The organism is Paraglaciecola hydrolytica (assembly GCF_001565895.1).
Taxonomy (GTDB): Bacteria; Pseudomonadota; Gammaproteobacteria; order Enterobacterales; family Alteromonadaceae; genus Paraglaciecola; species Paraglaciecola hydrolytica.
Genome location: NZ_LSNE01000011.1, coordinates 2,333 through 20,183 on the forward strand (window position 1 = coordinate 2,333; position 17,851 = coordinate 20,183).

Consider the following 17,851-nt stretch of genomic DNA (forward strand, 5'->3'; position numbering starts at 1 on the left):
AATTAGCTAAAGGTGCAACATTGTGATTATCTCACTTATTTTAAATTGGATGGACTACAGTTCAACAATCAAATGTGTTGAGTCAGTATTAAAATATACCAACACTGATAAAATATTAATAGTCGATAACGCATCTCCAAATGAGTCTGCAAAGAAAATCGAACAATGGATTAACGAGCAGAATGTACAAGGTAAAGTAATTCTCATTTCTAATCATGAGAATAATGGTTACGGTGGGGGAAATAACTTTGGCATAGCCTATTGTAATACTCATTTCGAGTATAAAAAGATATGGATCCTAAATAACGACTGCTATCTAGAATCGAATGCACTAGCCCCAATGCTTGAATACATCGACCAAAACAACAAGAGTATCGTTGGCTCAGTTATTTTGCGCAGTTCAGATGGTAAATTAGAGTGTTATGGTGGTGGTATCGTCTATCCATTACTAGGAAAAGCAAAACTCTATTTAAAGGGTGAAGACAAGGATGCCATAATAAGTTATTCAGACCTTTCACCCGATTATATTATGGGCTGCAGTTTACTTTTAACAAAACAATTCATCGATGAAGTAGGCTTAATGGATGAAATGTACTTTATGTATTCTGAAGAAGTTGATTGGCAAAAAAGAGCTAGAAATTTTGGCTGGAAAATTATAGTCGCACCAACATCTTATGTATTCCATTTAGGCTCTGGTGGTTCCGGTGGCAGAAGTCCAACCTATCATTTCATGAGAAATAAAGCGGCTATTTTATATAATAAAAAATTTTACGGCTTAGGCTTTACTCTTTTATCTGCTTTTTTATTAATGGGAGTTCATATCATAGTAGAAAGAAAGAGTATGAAAAATATATTCTCTGGAATTCATGGGATTTTTGTAGGACTAAAAACCAAGGTTAAAAGATGGAAGAAATAGTAATGACACATTTTTTAGGCCTAAACATTTCTGATGTTCCCATTGAAAAAGTAATTGATAAATTATTTTCAGGTGAATTTTCCAATAAAATATTAGTAACGCCAAATGTAGACCATATCGTTCGCTATCATAAAGAACCTTCATTTAGAGAGGTTTACGACAAAGCAGATATATATCTAAATGACAGTAGAATACTTAAACTTTTATCCAATAATAAAATTCATAATGTGGTACCAGGTAGTGACTTAACGCAATGTATTTTTGAAAGGCTTGATACAGAAAAGAAAAACGTAGTGATTATTGGTGCAACAGAAAATGATATTTTAGCTGTCAAAGAAAAATATAGAACGCGGACAATCACCCATATCGAACCAAGTTTTGGCTTTATTAATAGACCCGATGAAATAACCAGCATAGTGACAAAGTGTTTAACATATCCCAATTCATTGTACTTTGTATGTGTTGGCTCACCCCAACAGGAAAAACTGGCATTAGCATTACGAGATGCTGGTGTGAAAGGTGAATTTTTATGTGTTGGCGCTTCGATTCTCTTTCTTTCTGGAGCAGAAAAGCGTGCTCCAAAAATAATTCAAAAACTAAGTTTAGAGTGGGCATTCAGATTACTTCAATCTCCAAAGCGTTTATGGAAAAGATACTTAATTGATGGCCCTTATATTTTCATTCTTGTGTTGCGACATTCATTTAGAAGAAAATAAATGCCAAAAATTAACAAATCATTTATTATTGCTGCTTTAGTAAAACTATTTTCAGCAACTTCAGGTTTTTTCCTGACCTTACTGGTGACTCGGTTTTTATCATCCGATTCAGCTGGCGCTTTTCTCCTTTGTTTAGCCATTGTAACTGTTATCAGTTATATGTTTCGTATGGGCTTTGATAACATTATTTTACGAGTTGTATCTTCTGACGTTAGAGAGATAAAATCCCAGGTTATCGTTAAATACGCACTTAAAAAAGTGATTATATTTTCTGTAATAGGGACGATAACTTTACTTATTTTTAAAGATTTTTTAGCTACTACCGTTTTTAATAAAATTGAATTATCTAATGTACTTCTAATATTTCTAATATCCATACCATTTATTTCGATTTCTTTCTTAATTAGCCAAATATCACAAGGTCTAAACAAATTATTTTTAACTGGTTTTTTCCAAAATTTAGGCATATCGGTTATCTTTTTATTGGCTTCAACGAGCGCCTATTTCGTATTAGAAGTTGAGATAGACGTTAATCTATTATCAATAATATATCTGTCGTCGGCTTTTCTAATTTATTTATTTGCTACCTATTTTTTTTATAAAAGCTTTCGAACACTTACAATCGAAAAAAATTACACTCTTAATAAAGAGGAAATATCAAGAGATAGCACTAAATTGTGGATATCTTCTACTATGGCTTTGTTAATGCAGTGGTCTGGTGTTTTAGTCTCTGGAATATTTTTAGCTTCAACACAAGTAGCTTATTTCTCAACCGCACAAAGATTATCAATGTTAATCGGCTTTGCACTTATGGTTGTTAATATGGTGAATGCGCGACGTTATTCGAAATTATGGAACAATAAAGATATTCAAAGCATGCGAGAACTATCATTTAAGTCCACAATTTACCTATTTCTTCTTGTGACTCCGGCCATTCTTATAATATGTATATATTCCGATCTCATTCTTCAATTATTTGGTCCTGAATATAGTGAAGCCAGTTTATTATTTGTGATTATGGCGATAGGACAATATATCAATGTGCTAACCGGGTCGGTTGGTTACATTTTAAATATGTCGGGGCACTACAAAGATTTTATGAAATTATATATTTTTGGCGGCATGTGTACTGTAATACTGTCACTAATTTTAGTTAATTTGTTTTCTGTGGTAGGTGCAGCAATTGCTACTTCAATTGGACTTATTAGCTTTAACTTGGCAGCCGTTTACGTAGTAAAACGTAGATTGGGATTTTGGACATTTCTTCCATAAGATATTTTAATCATAAGGACCTACTTTGCACAGACCAAAAAACCTGTCTAAATATGTCGTGACGTAAACCGAATAAGTAGGTATTTTTTAATGAGCTTCAGAACATTCTTAGTACTATCTACAAACAAAAAATAAGTAACTATCTGCTTTATACGTTGTAAAACACTTTTGTCAGATGCAGAAACAAGCATAACTTGCTTAACAAAAAACCAATTAAAACTATCGAAAAAACCTCCCTTATCACTTGCACTATATTTCGGGTCAAAATTAGTCAACAGGTGAGTTTCAGCACTCAATCGCACATATTTAGAAGCTTTGCTTACTCCCCACTCTCTTATAACTTGCTCTACTATTATGGGCTGAAGCGTATTCTTGGCCAACAATTCATGTATATCAATAAGATTATAATGATAAAAATTAGTGTCATTAATCATGTGGGTAATGAGATAGGCATAAGTATTTTCATTATCCATTAGTCTGACGTTTTCAGACTGGTAAGTGGGGTGTTTATAACTTGTTTGCCATAACATATCGTAGTTAACATTAAACAGTAAGGGGTTTGTCAGAGAGGTGTGAACATCAATAAACTGGTTTGCTCCCGCTAATACAATCCAACTCTGTTCATATAAGCCATCAAATGGATGTTCATTGTCTAACTTTACTGGCTTGGCTAATTCTTTTAACACTAACTCAAAATTTTCTTTATCCGCCGGCTTAATCAGTATATCAATATCTGATGTTCCTCTTGGGGCTGCAGTTGGATATAAAACGTCGTTAAATGCCATACCTTTTAACAGTATTATCGCTATGTTTTTGTGCTCAAGCGCAGCAGCAAGTTGCTGGATAAAAGCACGTTTAGCAGCAATATCTGCCACTATTGAATAGGTCGTTTTTTTCAATATTGTTTGCGTACTAGCATCAAACCAAGCTAGTTGATTACGCTCAATGGCATTTTGATAAATAAGGGCATGTAAGCGGTCTAGCTTAGGATTAATTAACAGTTGTTTTTCTATGCGCTTAAGGGCCTGCTGATCCCAAATTACATGCTGGGATTGATGACTACAGGCATACCTAAAAACCTCTAAGGTGTTTATTACATCGTCACGCATACTATCTACTTTGATTTCAAAATGGCTAAGGCATTAAACATTTGCGATCAACTGATTGGGTACTGTAGTTACTAGTGTTTCTGCAACACTAGCGCCAATTAATGATTGAGCAGCAAGCACACCTTCATTTAAGTTAGGCTTGCGGCCTTTTAAATTATGACAGTCAGAGGCGATAGCGCTCACTCTGCCCTCTTGTAACAGTAACTCTGCATTCTGCTGTGCTTCTTCACCGAATAAGCCCGTTAAGCTGCTAGCGGTGATTTGTAAGGGGCAACCCATATCAGTCAAAATTTTGAGTTTTTGCGGCAAACGTACAAAGGTTTGGTTACGTTCGGGATGCACAATAATAGGTAAATAGTTTTTATTGATTAACCATTTCACTAAGTTTTCGTAACCTACTGGTACGTCGATACGGGGAAATTCTAATAAGAAGGTTTTTTTACCGTTATACACCCCTAGGGTAGGGATGGCATCTTGCGCTACTAGTTGCATTATCTCGGTGCCAATGCGTACTTCACTGCCAAGCTGCAGACCTATCTTTATATTGGCGCTGTCTACCTGGTCTTGAAAAACAGCAAAGCGCTGCTGTAGATCGGCTTTTTGGTTTTCATAGCGGCCATAGTGAATATGGGGTGTAAGTACTTGAATAGTCACACCGGTATCAACGGCCATGCGCAGCATGTCGAGTGCCTCGTCTAAGGTACGAGCCCCGTCGTCAACCCCAGGTAAAATATGGCTATGAATATCAATCACTGCTTTTCATTCCTTAAAAATACTAAAGACAATTTACCACAGAGTACACAGAGAAATAAGAAGTTAAGATTAAAAGAAACGGCTAATCACCACAGAGCACACAGAGAGTTGACTGGTTAAGAAAAAGCATAAGGCAAAAGCAGTTTAACCACAGAGCTCACGGAGTAATAAGAAGTAAAGATTAAAAGACAGAGCTTTCACCACAGAGGGCGCAGAGGGAAAGACAAGACAGGATATTGGTTAAGACTTTAAACCTGCATGACATTGGCTGTGCTCAAATTTCGAGCTTGTATTATCCCCAATCGTTTATGCTTTTCTCTGTGTAGCGCAGCGCTCTGTGGTTCAAATATTTTTGCTTTAGACTTTCGGCACAGCCGCACAAGTTTGTTGTACTCAGTGTACTCTGTGGTGAATATTCTTTTTTTTTGGGATTTCTACTACTGTGGTGAAATTGCTTTGTCTTTTTAGATGATAAAAGCTAATAAACACAGAGGTCACAGAGGAATTTTGGGTTATGACATTAATGAATCAGAGTATTAAACGTTTCACCCCATTTATTAATTTGGTTGAATTAAAATTGATCAGTAAGCCTTTATGTATGCCCGCTAGCTTCATGTAGGTAAGTAATTGAGCAGTATGAACAGGCATCAATTCATTTACTGCTTTGATTTCTATAACTAATTTATTAGGAATTAACAGGTCGATCCTAAAACCGCCTTCAATCTCCAACTCTTTGTAGTTGACGGGTAAACATACCTGATTTAGTACATCTAATTCTAATTTTTGTAACTCATAAATGAGGCATTGCTCATAACAAGATTCTAATAAACCAGGTCCTAAATGCCTATGAACTTCTATCGCAGCACCGATTACTTTTTGGGTTAAAAGGTCCTTTTCCATGAGTCCATCCTTAGTTGCCAGCCAATAGAAAAAGAGTATTGGTCAGCGTATGTACTTAGGCAAGAAAACGACAAAGATAAAGAGATTACTTCGCCACAGAGGGATAACTAAGCGGTTGCGCCGAAAGACAAAAGCATTTGAACCACAGAGCTCACAGAGAGTTGACTGGGTAAGAAACTCCAAAAGCTAATAAACACAGAGACTTAGATAAGCAGAAATTTGGTTAAGATCCAAACATGTTTTTCTTAGTTCCGTTTCTTAACATCACATTATTTTGCTGTTCTCGGGGAGCGTAGCGCTCTGTGGCAAACCGCTTTTGTTTTGGTCTGTTGATTTTACGACTCGAATACTCTGTGTCCTCTGTGGTGAATATTCTTTTTTTTGGGATTTCTACTGCTCTGGTGAAATCGCTCTAAGCCTTAAAAGCTAATTTGAACCACGGAGTTCGAGGTGGAAATGCTAATAAGGATTATGGTTAAGATCACCTTGATTTTCCTGTTCTCTTTGGCAAACCGCTTTTGTTTTGGTCTGTTGATTTTACGACTCGAATACTCTGTGTCCTCTGTGGAGAGATCGCTTTGTCTTTCGCTTTTAACTTTGGATTGTCTCGGTGGGCTCTGTGGTGAATAGCTTTTTGCTGTGGTTTGTGTCTTTCGGCATAGCCGCACCGAGTTGTTTTACTCGGTGGGCTCTGTGGTGAAAAGGCTGTTCGCTGTCGCTCTACGCTTGTTTTGGATCCACTCCGTAATAGCCTTCTTGGTAATAATGGGCGCCGTAGTAGCTCATTTTTTGCGGTGAGGCTTGGGTTAGCACTATGCCGGTGATGTTGGCATTTACCTTACGTAAACGAGCGATTGTTTCTTTGGCCATGTTGATTTTGGTGCCTTCGGCTTTTACTGCTACTACTGTGCAATCGGCTAGCTTAGACAATACTGCCGCGTCGCTTACTGGCAGGGTAGGTGGGCTATCTATCACGATATGGCTGTATTGGGTTTTTAAGCTATCTAAGAGCTTGGCAAAGCGTTTAGACGACAACAATTCCATTGGGTTTGGTGGTATGGTGCCACAGGTGATTACGTCTAAATTTGCTGCGCCTTCCAGCTGGTTTAATACATCACTGTTTAACTCCGCGCCGCCTAGTATATCGCTTAAGCCTTTTTTGTTTTTAAAGCCTAAATCTTTAGCGATAGCGGGTTTGCGTAAATCGAGCTCTATCAACAATGTTTTATCTAATTGGCTAAAGGCCACTGCCAAGTTAATCGCTAAGGTGGTCTTGCCTTCGCTGCCCACGGTAGAGGTAATCAATACAGTTTGTGGTGGGTTGTCGATATCACTAAATAATAAACCGGTACGTATGGTGTTTATGGCCTCGGCAAAGGTAGAGCGTTGATCAGCCAAATATTGTTTTTCAGGTGCGACTGAGGTTTTGGTATTTTTAACTAAAGGCGTAATACCTAAGGACGGTATTTGTAATTGCTCTTCGATTTGGTCGGGTGTTCTGAAAACATTGCCCAGTGCCTCGCGTAAAAAAGCCAGCACTACACCAAAAAATAAACCAGCCATTAATGCAGCGGCGACGATTAAACTGACTCGGGGTTTTATCGGGAATACAGGCACGGTCGCTCTGTCGATAATACGCACGTTAGATGCATCGTAATCACCCGATACATCGGCCTCCATCAAACGGCCTAAAAACGATTCGTAAACTCGGCGGTTGTTTTCTACTTCACGCTCTAAACGGGTAATCTCAAAGCTACTGCCCTGGTAACTTTGCAATTCATTTTTGGTTTTTGCTGTCAGTTCTTTTACGTTTTCTAGCTGCACTTGGGCCAGGCGATATTCTTTGGCGATGTTTTCGACAATTTTATCCACTTCACGATTAATGTTTGCTACTGCACCACTGTAATCTGAACGGGCGGCAATGAGTTTGGGGTGTTTTTCGCCATAACGTTCGGCCAACTCTTCGACCGCACGTTTTTGGTTAGACTCTTCACGCACTAAATCACGTATGGTTTGGTTTTGTAATACCGGCCCTAGTGACAAATAATCGCCCTTGCTGCGATCGAGCTTTTGCACTTGGCTGTACATTTCTTGCGCTTGTGATAACAAGGTTTGCGCCCGCACCAACTCGGTATTCAGGTTAGATAATTGCGTATTAGCAATACGCGCTTGTTGTTCGCTGTCCATTAACCCCGAGCTATTGCGTACAGCAGCTAGTTTGTCTTCAGAGGCTTGCAATGTGGCTTTTAATTCATCTAACTGGTTACCTAACCATTTGGCGGTATCTTTTAAGGTACCTAAACGCGATTCGAGACCAAACTCGATATAGGCATCAGCAATGGCATTAACTACTTCGGCGGCTTCTTCAGGGTCATCTGACTGATAGGCTATATTAATGATTTGGCTTTGCATACCACCTTCTACCGATAACATGGCTTGTATGCCATAGGCCAGCATAATACGCAGTTGCTCGTCGGTCATTGGCACTTGTTCAGTTTGTGCCTCGTCGTCACTTGCGAGCAAACCTTTGATGCTATTTTTAAGCTCACTGATTAAACTCGTTTCTTCACCCAACAATTTTAACTGTGCTTGCTCTTGTCTATAACGCTCAACCAAGTTGAGTTTATCGACTACGGTTTCGGCAATTTTACGTGATTGAATAATTTCGTATTGAGTTTCGTAAAACAAAAACACCATGGAATTCATGATGTATTGGTCACTGGCGGTAGCATTGGGTTGCACAGGATCAGCCTGAATTTTAGCGCTAGCCTGGTAAATGGGCGTTGATTTAATCGCTATAAACAAACCCAAAACAAAAAACAACAATGTAACTAAAGCTATGCTCCATTTACGCCTTAAAACAATGCGCCAATACTGGCTTAAGTCGATGGTATCTTCGTCAGCTGTGTGCAACTGGTTTGCGGGTGTATTACTTGCTGCCACGTTTTTCATCCTTAAAAAAAGCTTTCTTCAACGGTAATCACATCACCGGGCATTACGGGAGTGTTTAGATCCACGCTGTTTACGTTTTGGCTATTGTTTTCGCGCATGAGTTTAATTTTGCTGCGAGATGCCCTTTCGGTAAAACCGCCCGCTAGCGACACAGCCCGTTGTATAGTCATGCCCTCACGATAGCTATAACCACCGGGTTTGTTGACTTCGCCATTTACATAAAACTGGCGGTATTCCACTATGGCCACGGTAATATCAGGTTTTTTAAGGTAATCACCTAAATACAATTTAGTGATTTTAAGTTCGACCTCGTCTAGGGTTAAGCCCTTAACCACGATTTGGCCAATGAGCGGCATGGATATACTGCCATTGGCCGATACGCGGGTTTTAGTTAGGCTTAAGTCAGGCTCGTTAAATACACTGACCGAAATTTCGTCATCGGCCCCCAAGCGATACTGACTAAGGGCTTGGCTATAACTGGGTGCGGTAATAGCTAACATTAACAAAACCATTATCGTTCTAAAACACCACACAGTCTGCCATAGGCTGGATTGTGGTTTGTTCAACTGCTGTAACATAGATCCCTCTCTATACCTTAGTTAAAAGCGACTTTTAGCGTTAGGTTAATACTATTGGATTTATAATCGGCAAGTACGTTAGTCGAGTCACGATCTTCATAACTATAATTAACACCAACGTCCACCCAATGTAAGGCGCTATAAATTAGGCCAATTTGAGTACGCAAACGTTTATCTTGGCGTGTGCCACCAAATACCCCATCGTCTTTGGCGTAATAAACTTGGCCATCTAGTTTTAATAATTCGGTTAAACCATGTTTGCCAGCAATGCTGTAACTGGTACGTAAAAAGCCGCCTGCACCTGCTAAAGACGAATCTAAACTTTCACGTTTTGCCGCTAAATTAATCGTGGTAAAGGTATTAGGGGTGTAATCAATGCTGGCCTCGTAAGCTAAACCATCAATATCATTTAAGGTATCTAGCTTATAATTACGGTCTTGATAACCGACCTTTACTGTACCTTCTAACTGGTTGGTTAAAGCCCATTCAATACCCGCCTGGTAACGCACATATTCATTGTCTAAATCAATAAAACCGGCATCGGGGTTGTAACTATAATCTTGATATACCACCTCGGCCAATACTCGAGTGCGCGGTGCAATACGGTAATAAAAAGCTAAAGATGCTAGGTCACGATCATGGCTGCGAAACTCTTGATCGTTATTGTCATATTCTTTGTCGCTGTGGCCTAAACCCAATACAATCTGGCCAAAGCTATCGTCACGGCCATAAGCTAAACGTGCGTTAATGTCTGTTTGGGTAAAGTGGTTAAATTCAGTCAGGTTAGTAAAAATATTACTGATGTCGCCAAAATCTTCATGTTTATCCAGATAGCGTAAATCAAAACGAGAAGTTAAACGGTTGGAGTGATCAAGATCGGCACGCACCAATATATCGTGGTCGGTATAATCTACGTCGCCATTGTCGGCATATTTAGCGTATTCACCTTTGTAAACCGCTGCAAAACGTTGTTTACCCAGTATGCCGGCTAAGGTAAGTTCTGGCGCTACCACTAAACTGGTATCACTTTGGGCAAAGTCATCGGCAGTGCGTAATATGTTGTCGTCGTAAGTTAAACGCGAATCTACTGCGGCAGAAAAGCCGGCTTCTTGTGCCAAAGCCTGATGAGATAACAAGGTGCTGGCACTTACTATGCCGGATACCAAAAGCCATTTTTTTATTTTGATCATGTCCATAACCCTTTAAACCAAGTCCAAATTCCGAAAGAAAACCCTTTAAAAATATCTATGCCCAGTGCGGATTTAAGTAAATACAACACGAGGATGCCAAACAAAACTGAAACGGTAATAAATAAAGTAACAAACAGCGCTAAGGTTAATGCAGAGATAAGTTGCTCTCTACGAGATAAATCACGATGGTTGCGGCCCATTAAAAATACGTAGTAAATCTTACTACGTACAAATGGCACAGGAAATGTACCTCTGAAATCGACCTTATGTTTGCCCCATTGCCGGGCACCAATAGCCAATTTCAAATGCATTAATTGTGTATCTGTAAAGCTATTTGCTACAGCATCAGGCATGCGACTTAACAGATTTTTAATTGCAACTTCGTCTTTTATCTTTGAATTTTGTGTTTCCATTCAACTAACCCTAAGCCGTACTGATAATATTTTATGACTTTAAATTATCAGAATCTTTCCATTCACAGACGTTTTTGCAAGGCCTTTTATACTACCTTACATTTATTGTGCCGAAAACGCATTTAGCCAAAATAAGCTTAGTTATGCCCTTAACTTTAAATTACAAACCAGCGTAGTATTGATTTTGCTACATTTGCTTAAAAATCAATGCACCAAATGAATACTGTATGCGGTAAAATAGTGCAAATTTTGCGCGGCAGGTTATCGCAAAGGGACGATGAAAAGTAGCTTGTCATTAAAAATTAATACTAATTTGCCTGTCCTCACTTAATATACGCATAATTATGGATTTTATTGGTTTCAAGTGTTTAGCTTGGCGTGAACTTTGATTAGACTTATGCGCTGGGTAATTTTTGATAACAATGTTCGTGTGTAGGGAAGTTTCATGAAAATTTTGGTAACAGGTGGCGCTGGTTTTATTGGTAGTGCGGTAGTTAGGCATATTTTAGCCTCGTCGAACGACAGTGTTGTTAATGTGGATAAACTGACTTATGCGGGTAATAAAGAGTCTATCCCTAGTGAATTGCAGTCTGAACGTTATGTTTTTGAACAAGTCGATATTTGTGATGCCCTAGAAGTGAAACGGGTATTTGAGCAACACCAGCCCGACGCGGTGATGCATTTGGCGGCTGAGTCACATGTTGATCGCTCGATTGATGGCCCAGGGGAATTTATTCAAACCAACGTGGTGGGTACTTATACTATATTGGATGCGGCCCGAGCCTATTGGCAAAACCTAACAGGCGATAAAAAAGCAGGCTTTATTTTTCATCATATTTCGACCGATGAAGTGTATGGTGATTTACCTCACCCCAATGAGCACCCAGCTGGCACAGAATTACCTTTATTTACCGAAGAAACGCCTTATGCACCGAGTTCGCCTTATTCATCAAGCAAGGCTAGTTCGGACCATTTAGTGCGCGCATGGCAACGTACTTATGGTTTGCCCACTGTAATCACCAATTGCTCAAATAATTATGGCCCTTATCATTTTCCTGAAAAACTGGTGCCACATATTATTTTGAATGCCTTAGCGGGCAAGGCATTACCTGTATATGGTGACGGCAGCCAAATTAGAGATTGGTTGTTTGTAGAAGATCATGCCCGTGCCTTATATGTGGTGGTTAAGTCAGGCAAGATTGGCGAAACCTATAACATTGGTGGGCACAACGAAAAACGTAATTTGCAGGTAGTAGAAACCATTTGTGATTTGCTCAATGAACTGGCACCTAATAAACCTGAGGGCATAAATGATTATCGTGAGTTGGTAACGTTTGTGAAAGACCGCCCCGGCCACGACGCACGTTACGCCATTGATGCCAGCAAAATTCAACGTGAATTAGGTTGGGCACCACTCGAAACCTTTGAGTCGGGTATTCGTAAAACCGTATTGTGGTATTTAAACAATCAAGACTGGTGGCAACGTGTATTAAGCGGTGCGTATAAGTTAGATAGATTAGGCGCTTGAGAGCAGATACTAGTGACTAGATGCTAGAAACTAGTAAAAGCCAGAGCAAGAGCTTTTTACCACAGAGTGCACAGAGAAAGCTGAGGTTAAGAAAAAGCAAAAGATAAACGGCGTTGAACCACAGAGATCACAGAGTACACGGAGGAAAAGACAAAGCGCTATTGGTTAAGAATAAGACCTTAATGTCTTTCACTGCGTCATTCCGGTGGTCTTTTGAGCCGGAATTTGGTTGTTTTATTCATTAATGGATTCCTGCTAAAAGCATGCAGGAATGACGATCGATAGAGCAGGGTCAATATTAGTGGCTGCAGTGACGATATATAGACTTGGTTTGATTTTCTTACCACCCAGGTTTTTGCTGTTCTCTGTGTAGCGTAGCCTCTGTGGTTCAAGTGTCTTTTGATGTGGCTTTCGGCGTAGCCGCTCCAAATTGCTTTTACTCGGTGACCTCTGTGGTGAATAGCTTTATCGTTTGTTGTTGCTGTAGTTTTTACTAGCCACTAGCCACTAGCCACTAGCATCTAGTCACTATTTACTGATTTTGTAATTTAATAAGGAAGGGAAATGGCAAAGTATAAGGGTATTATTTTAGCTGGTGGATCGGGTTCTCGTTTGCATCCCATCACTCAGGGTACATCAAAGCAGTTGTTACCTATTTACGATAAACCGATGATTTATTATCCCTTGTCGGTCTTAATGTTGGCAGGTATTCGCGACGTATTAATTATTACCACACCAGAAGATCAAGCCAACTTTATGAAGTTGTTGGGCGATGGTAGTGCCTATGGCATTGCGATTTCATACGCGATTCAGCCGACTCCCGATGGTTTGGCTCAAGCCTTTATCATTGGCGAAGAATTTATCGGTAGTGACAATGTGGCCTTGGTTTTGGGCGACAACATTTTTTATGGTCAGCATTTCTCTGACTACCTTAAAGATGCCACTAAAGTTGAAACTGGTGCCACGGTATTTGGTTATCACGTCAATGATCCAGAGCGTTTTGGGGTAGTTGATTTTGATGAACACGGCAAAGCCATTAGCATTGAAGAAAAACCGGCTAAAGCTAAATCCAATTATGCGGTGACTGGCCTGTATTTTTATGACAACCAAGTGGTAGAAATTGCAAAAAATATCAAACCATCACATCGCGGTGAATTAGAAATTACCGACGTTAACTTGGCTTATATGCAAAAGGGTATGTTAAACGTATCGTTGTTAGGTCGTGGATTTGCCTGGTTAGATACCGGCACTCATGATTCGCTACTAGAAGCGGGACAATTTGTACAAACCGTTGAACACCGCCAAGGTTTAAAAGTAGCTTGTTTAGAAGAAATCGCTTATCGCCAAAAATGGATCAACACTGAGCAATTAATAAAACGCGGCGAAGGTTTGGCCAAAACGGGTTACGGCCAATATTTGCTTAAAGTAGCTGATGGATATAAGTAGCTTAAGAGCAGACAAAGCAGACAAAGCAGACAAAGCAGAATAAGCAGACAAAGCAGAATAAGCAGACAAAGCAGAATAAGCAGACAAAGCAGAATAAGCAGAATAAGCAGAATAAGCAGATAAGAGCAGACAAAGCAGAATAAGCAGAATAAGCAGATAAGAGCAGTGACTAGAAACTAGTTAAGCGCAAAAGACAAAAGTGGTTTTACCACAGAGTTCACAGAGAAAAAAGTATAGATGGGTAAGACAACAAAGTAGGAGCTGCTTTAGCTGCGAATCTTTTAAAAAAGAGCTTCGGGACTAAAGTCCCTCCTACAGTCTGGAAGATCCATTTGAACCACTAAGGTCACAGAGAACACGGAGGAAAAGACAAAGAATGGTGTTGGTTAAGAATAAGACCTTAGTGTCTTTCACTGCGTCATTCCGGTGGTCTTTTTAGCCGGAATCGGGTTGTTTTAGTCACTAGTGGATTCCTGCTAAAAACATGCAGGAATGACGTTAGGTAGAACAGGGATGATGATATTAGTGGCTGCAGTGACGATATGTAGACTTGGTTTGAAAGCAGCAAAGTCTGTTTTCTTAACACCCTGTTTTTTGCTGTTCTCTGTGCCGCACAGCCTCTATGGTAAGATGCTTTTACTGCTATTATCTGCTTATTCTGCATTGTCTGATTAATCTGTCTTTACTGTTTTTAAAATAAAGGTAAACAATGAACGTTATTAAAACCAAGTTAAACGATGTATTGATATTTGAGCCCAAGGTATTTGGTGATGAGCGCGGGTTTTTTATGGAAACCTACCGCAGTGATTTTTTTACAGAGCAAACGGGTTCATTGCCTTTAGTGCAGGATAATCACAGCAAATCGGCTCAAGGTATTTTGCGTGGTTTGCATTATCAACTTGAACATACTCAAGGTAAATTAGTGCGAGTAGTGCAGGGCTCTGTCTTTGACGTAGCGGTTGATTTACGCCAATCATCAACAACCTTTGGTCAGTGGTTTGGCATTGAATTATCAGCACAAAACAATCGTCAATTATGGGTGCCACCCGGTTTTGCTCATGGATTTTATGTCACTAGTGAAACGGCTGAGTTTGTTTATAAATGCAGCGATTATTATCATCCACAATCTGAAGTGGCAATTAAGTGGGATGACCCAAGTTTAAGTATTGAGTGGCCCTTAGTTGATGGAAAACAACCCAATTTGTCGGCTAAAGATATCGCGGGCACGGCGTTTGCCGATGCGCCTAAGTTTAAGTAGAGACTCATTTAATGAAAGTATTAGTTACGGGTAAAGGTGGGCAACTTGCCTGGGAATTAGCTCAACATTGCCCTGCAAATATTGAGCTTGTGCTGTTGGGCCGGGCTGAGCTAGATATAAGTGATGCTACTGCGGTCAAGCAAATTATTGCCCTGCATAAGCCTGATGTTGTGATCAACGCCGCCGCTTACACTGCGGTGGATAAAGCCGAAACCGATCAAACGACTGCCTATGCAGTTAACGAAAAAGGCGCTACTTACATTGCACAAGCTTGCAAAACCAACAATTGCCGATTGTTACATGTTTCCACAGATTTTGTATTTGATGGCAGCAAAACCACTCCCTATCAGACCGATGACCTAACCAATCCACTGAGTGTTTATGGGGCCTCAAAACTGGCGGGTGATCTGGCTGTACAAACAATTTTGCCAGATTCAGTGATAGTAAGGACTGCCTGGGTTTATTCGGTTCATGGTAATAATTTTGTCAAAACTATGCTGCGTTTTATGGCCGAAAAACCCCAACTGGGCATTGTTTACGATCAAGTTGGTACACCGACTTGGGCGGCAGGTTTAGCTCGTTGGTTATGGGCTGTTGCAGCTCAACCCGCAGTAAGTGGAGTTTTTCACTGGACCGATGCAGGTGTAGCGTCGTGGTATGACTTTGCGATGGCGATTCAGGAGCTTGGTTTAGAAAAAGGCTTGCTGACCGAGAAGATCCCGGTTCGCCCAATACCTTGCAGTGCTTATCCTACACCGGCAAAACGTCCCAGTTTTTCAGTTATTGATAAAACTACTGCAGAGGCATCAGTGAATATGCAAACGATCCATTGGCGTACTCAGCTTGCAAATATGTTGGATGAGCTTAAGAGCAGACAAGAGCAGTAAATAGATACTAGCGACTAGATACTAGTTAAAAGCAAAAGATAAGGGCTTTTCACCACAGAGTTCACGGAGAAATCTGAGGAAAAGCGGGATATTGGTTAAGATGTACAGCAGAAACTAGAATCTAGCGAAAGCAAAGTATTATATTGGGTAAGATAATATATTGTGTTTTTTAAACTATTTTCTTAAAACCAAGTCTTTTGCTGTTCTCTGTGTTGCGCAGCCTCTGTGGTGAGATGCCTTTAGATCTTTTGCTGTTCTATGTGTTGCGCAGCCTCTGCGGTTAGATGTCTTTAGATCTTTTGCTGTGGTTTGGCCCTTCGTCATTCCGGTGGTCTTTTTAGCCGGAATCGGATTGATTTAGTTGCTAGTGGATTCCAGCTAAAAGCATGCAGGAATGACGATAGATAGAGCAGGGTCGATTTTAGTGGCTGGAGTGACGATATATAGACTTGGTTTGAAATCAGCAGTAGGGGTAGTTAAAAATCTATTTTCTTAACACCCAGGTTTTTGCTGTTCTCTGTGTTGCGTAGCCTCTGTGGTTAGATGCCTTTAGATTTGTTGCTGTGGTTTTGCCCTTAGTCATTCCGGTGGTCTTTTGAGCCGGAATCGGTTTGATTTACTTGCTGACCTCTGTGTTGAATAGTAACTAGATAAAAGCAAAAGATAAGGGCTTTTCACCACAGAGTTCACGGAGAAATCTGAGGAAAAGCGGGATATTGGTTAAGATGTACAGCAGAAATTAGATGCTAGAAACTAGAAACTAGAATCTAGCCAAAGCAACGTATTATATTGGGTAAGATAATATATTGTGTTTTTTAAACTATTTTCTTAACACCCAGGTTTTTGCTGTTCTCTGTGTTGCGTAGCCTCTTTGGTTAGATGCCTTTCGATCTTTTGCTGTGGTTTGGCCCTTCGTCATTCCGGTGGTCTTTTGAGCCGGAATCGGTTTGATTTAGTTGCTAGTGGATTCCTGCTAAAAGCATGCAGGAATGACGAACGATAGAGCAGACTTCAGCCGGGAAGCTTTGCTTTATGTTTTATAGTTGTTCTGCCCTAAAGGACCTCCTACAGTGTTGTTTTTGGCATCGACGGGCTTTTTTTGGTGACCTCTGTGGTAAATAGCTTTATCTCTTGCTGTGGCCTTGGCTTTACACTATTTACTAGCATCTAGCATCTAGCATCTAGCATCTGCTTTTTAAACTAAATTTTTAACTATGTCAGCATCTTGATTTTCGCCTGCTTGAAGGCGTTTGAGTTCAACGTAGCGACTGGTCTCTTCTGCTGAATCATTAATTATATGGTTGTTGACCACCAGCCAGCAGTGGGCGGCGAATTTACCTTGTTCTTTTTTCACTCCAATACTCAGTTGGCTATTGATATGGTGAAGATGCAAGAGCTGTTTTTGCACCATGCAGCGGCGTAAACAGTTTATTTTAACAAAATGATGGCGTGCTGCTTTTTCGATGAGATTGACTATTTGCATCGCGGGTAAATGAATATTGGGCTGTGTTTGAATATCAGCGTGGGAGCTCAGCGACTTGCTCCACCAACGATAAGGCAAATAAGAGATTTTTACATGCCACACTATAAACAGCAGCCAAGCCAAACACACCAACATTTGCTGTTTAAGGCTCAACTTAAATAGCTGTTTAAGTGGCGAGTTCATTATCTTTATTTCGCTAAGCCTACTTGTGCTAGTTGGGTAAGTAGGGCGTTTAGATCTTGCTCTACTACCGCTGTATCCACCGCATATTCTGCGCTAATGTGTGTCGCGATCTGTTGATGAGACTGGCCGGCTTGCAATTTTTCTAACATCAAGGCTCCCATGTTATTTAAAGTAAAATAGTCACCTGATTGGGGTTCTAAGATCACCAGTTCATCAACCACTTTTTGGATCAATAATCCCTCTTTTAGTACCAGTTGCATCTCTTCC

General features: G+C 40.1%; 16 protein-coding genes. 7 read left to right on the forward strand and 9 right to left on the reverse strand.

Annotation, left to right across the window (positions count from 1 at the left end; genetic code table 11):
* Positions 1–22: 22 nt before the first annotated feature.
* Genes AX660_RS18440 through AX660_RS18450 form a run of 3 tightly spaced genes read left to right on the forward strand, consistent with a single transcriptional unit; the run spans position 23 to position 2,904 of the window.
* Entirely contained in the window at positions 23–916 is an 894-nt protein-coding gene (locus AX660_RS18440) for a glycosyltransferase family 2 protein (RefSeq protein ID WP_068380275.1), read from the forward strand.
* On the forward strand, positions 904–1,632 hold the full coding sequence (locus tag AX660_RS18445) for a WecB/TagA/CpsF family glycosyltransferase (protein ID WP_068380278.1): 729 nt from the start codon (positions 904–906) through the stop codon (positions 1,630–1,632). Before AX660_RS18440 ends, AX660_RS18445 begins: the two co-directional genes overlap by 13 nt.
* Positions 1,633–2,904: an oligosaccharide flippase family protein gene (locus tag AX660_RS18450; protein ID WP_068380282.1), complete on the forward strand. Its 1,272-nt coding sequence runs from the start codon at positions 1,633–1,635 to the stop codon at positions 2,902–2,904. It begins immediately after the preceding gene.
* A 47-nt stretch (positions 2,905–2,951) separates the two neighbouring features.
* On the opposite strand, the gene AX660_RS18455 is transcribed toward AX660_RS18450, so the two are convergent.
* From AX660_RS18455 to AX660_RS18485, 7 genes are all read right to left on the reverse strand, one after another.
* Positions 2,952–4,013 carry a nucleotidyltransferase family protein gene (locus tag AX660_RS18455; protein ID WP_068380285.1) on the reverse strand — a complete coding sequence of 354 codons (1,062 nt, stop codon included), beginning with the start codon at positions 4,011–4,013 and terminating at the stop codon, positions 2,952–2,954.
* A 33-nt stretch (positions 4,014–4,046) separates the two neighbouring features.
* On the reverse strand, positions 4,047–4,766 hold the full coding sequence (locus AX660_RS18460) for a tyrosine-protein phosphatase (RefSeq protein WP_068380289.1): 720 nt from the start codon (positions 4,764–4,766) through the stop codon (positions 4,047–4,049).
* A 528-nt stretch (positions 4,767–5,294) separates the two neighbouring features.
* Positions 5,295–5,666 (reverse strand): GxxExxY protein, encoded by a 372-nt coding sequence (locus AX660_RS18465; RefSeq protein ID WP_068380292.1) that lies wholly within the window; start codon positions 5,664–5,666, stop codon positions 5,295–5,297.
* Between the two features lie 720 nt (positions 5,667–6,386).
* Positions 6,387–8,609, reverse strand: a complete 2,223-nt coding sequence (locus AX660_RS18470; RefSeq protein ID WP_235594787.1) for a GumC family protein — start codon at positions 8,607–8,609, stop codon at positions 6,387–6,389.
* A gap of 11 nt (positions 8,610–8,620) precedes the next feature.
* Positions 8,621–9,196 carry a polysaccharide biosynthesis/export family protein gene (locus AX660_RS18475; RefSeq protein WP_082769003.1) on the reverse strand — a complete coding sequence of 192 codons (576 nt, stop codon included), beginning with the start codon at positions 9,194–9,196 and terminating at the stop codon, positions 8,621–8,623.
* Between the two features lie 17 nt (positions 9,197–9,213).
* Positions 9,214–10,386, reverse strand: coding sequence for an outer membrane beta-barrel protein (locus AX660_RS18480; RefSeq protein ID WP_068380299.1), 1,173 nt, complete (start codon positions 10,384–10,386; stop codon positions 9,214–9,216).
* A complete protein-coding gene (locus AX660_RS18485) occupies positions 10,383–10,799 on the reverse strand; it encodes a 3-phosphoshikimate 1-carboxyvinyltransferase (protein WP_068380302.1) in 417 nt (138 codons plus the stop codon). Before AX660_RS18485 ends, AX660_RS18480 begins: the two co-directional genes overlap by 4 nt.
* A 445-nt stretch (positions 10,800–11,244) precedes the next feature.
* Between AX660_RS18485 and rfbB the strand changes: the two genes are divergently transcribed.
* The 4 genes from rfbB (at position 11,245) to rfbD (ending at position 15,918) form a co-directional block, all read left to right on the forward strand.
* The gene (gene rfbB, locus AX660_RS18490; protein ID WP_068380305.1) at positions 11,245–12,327 is read left to right on the forward strand and encodes a dTDP-glucose 4,6-dehydratase; all 1,083 of its coding nucleotides are present in this window, start codon (positions 11,245–11,247) and stop codon (positions 12,325–12,327) included.
* Positions 12,328–12,891: 564 nt separating this feature from the next.
* Complete coding sequence (rfbA, locus tag AX660_RS18495) at positions 12,892–13,773, forward strand: glucose-1-phosphate thymidylyltransferase RfbA (RefSeq protein WP_068380308.1); 882 nt, start codon at positions 12,892–12,894, stop codon at positions 13,771–13,773.
* Positions 13,774–14,482: 709 nt separating this feature from the next.
* Positions 14,483–15,031, forward strand: a complete 549-nt coding sequence (rfbC, locus tag AX660_RS18500; protein ID WP_068380311.1) for a dTDP-4-dehydrorhamnose 3,5-epimerase — start codon at positions 14,483–14,485, stop codon at positions 15,029–15,031.
* A gap of 11 nt (positions 15,032–15,042) precedes the next feature.
* A complete protein-coding gene (rfbD, locus tag AX660_RS18505) occupies positions 15,043–15,918 on the forward strand; it encodes a dTDP-4-dehydrorhamnose reductase (protein WP_068380314.1) in 876 nt (291 codons plus the stop codon).
* Between the two features lie 1,195 nt (positions 15,919–17,113).
* Here rfbD and AX660_RS18510 read toward each other — a convergent pair.
* Together AX660_RS18510 and AX660_RS18515 are read right to left on the reverse strand one after the other, a co-directional pair.
* A complete protein-coding gene (locus tag AX660_RS18510; RefSeq protein ID WP_068380317.1) occupies positions 17,114–17,584 on the reverse strand; it encodes a lasso peptide biosynthesis B2 protein in 471 nt (156 codons plus the stop codon).
* Between the two features lie 5 nt (positions 17,585–17,589).
* Positions 17,590–17,844, reverse strand: a complete 255-nt coding sequence (locus AX660_RS18515) for a PqqD family protein (protein ID WP_068380320.1) — start codon at positions 17,842–17,844, stop codon at positions 17,590–17,592.
* Between the last annotated feature and the right edge of the window lie 7 nt (positions 17,845–17,851).

Bases quoted from the DNA above. Each gene is read 5' to 3' on its own strand.
- rfbB (WP_068380305.1), top strand. From the start codon at position 11,245: ATGAAAATTTTGGTAACAGGTGGCGCTGGTTTTATTGGTAGTGCGGTA.
- AX660_RS18480 (WP_068380299.1), bottom strand. From the start codon at position 10,386: ATGATCAAAATAAAAAAATGGCTTTTGGTATCCGGCATAGTAAGTGCC.
- AX660_RS18510 (WP_068380317.1), bottom strand. From the start codon at position 17,584: ATGAACTCGCCACTTAAACAGCTATTTAAGTTGAGCCTTAAACAGCAA.
- rfbC (WP_068380311.1), top strand. From the start codon at position 14,483: ATGAACGTTATTAAAACCAAGTTAAACGATGTATTGATATTTGAGCCC.
- rfbA (WP_068380308.1), top strand. From the start codon at position 12,892: ATGGCAAAGTATAAGGGTATTATTTTAGCTGGTGGATCGGGTTCTCGT.
- AX660_RS18475 (WP_082769003.1), bottom strand. From the start codon at position 9,196: ATGTTACAGCAGTTGAACAAACCACAATCCAGCCTATGGCAGACTGTG.
- AX660_RS18515 (WP_068380320.1), bottom strand. From the start codon at position 17,844: ATGCAACTGGTACTAAAAGAGGGATTATTGATCCAAAAAGTGGTTGAT.
- AX660_RS18445 (WP_068380278.1), top strand. From the start codon at position 904: ATGGAAGAAATAGTAATGACACATTTTTTAGGCCTAAACATTTCTGAT.
- AX660_RS18450 (WP_068380282.1), top strand. From the start codon at position 1,633: ATGCCAAAAATTAACAAATCATTTATTATTGCTGCTTTAGTAAAACTA.
- AX660_RS18465 (WP_068380292.1), bottom strand. From the start codon at position 5,666: ATGGAAAAGGACCTTTTAACCCAAAAAGTAATCGGTGCTGCGATAGAA.
- rfbD (WP_068380314.1), top strand. From the start codon at position 15,043: ATGAAAGTATTAGTTACGGGTAAAGGTGGGCAACTTGCCTGGGAATTA.
- AX660_RS18485 (WP_068380302.1), bottom strand. From the start codon at position 10,799: ATGGAAACACAAAATTCAAAGATAAAAGACGAAGTTGCAATTAAAAAT.
- AX660_RS18455 (WP_068380285.1), bottom strand. From the start codon at position 4,013: ATGCGTGACGATGTAATAAACACCTTAGAGGTTTTTAGGTATGCCTGT.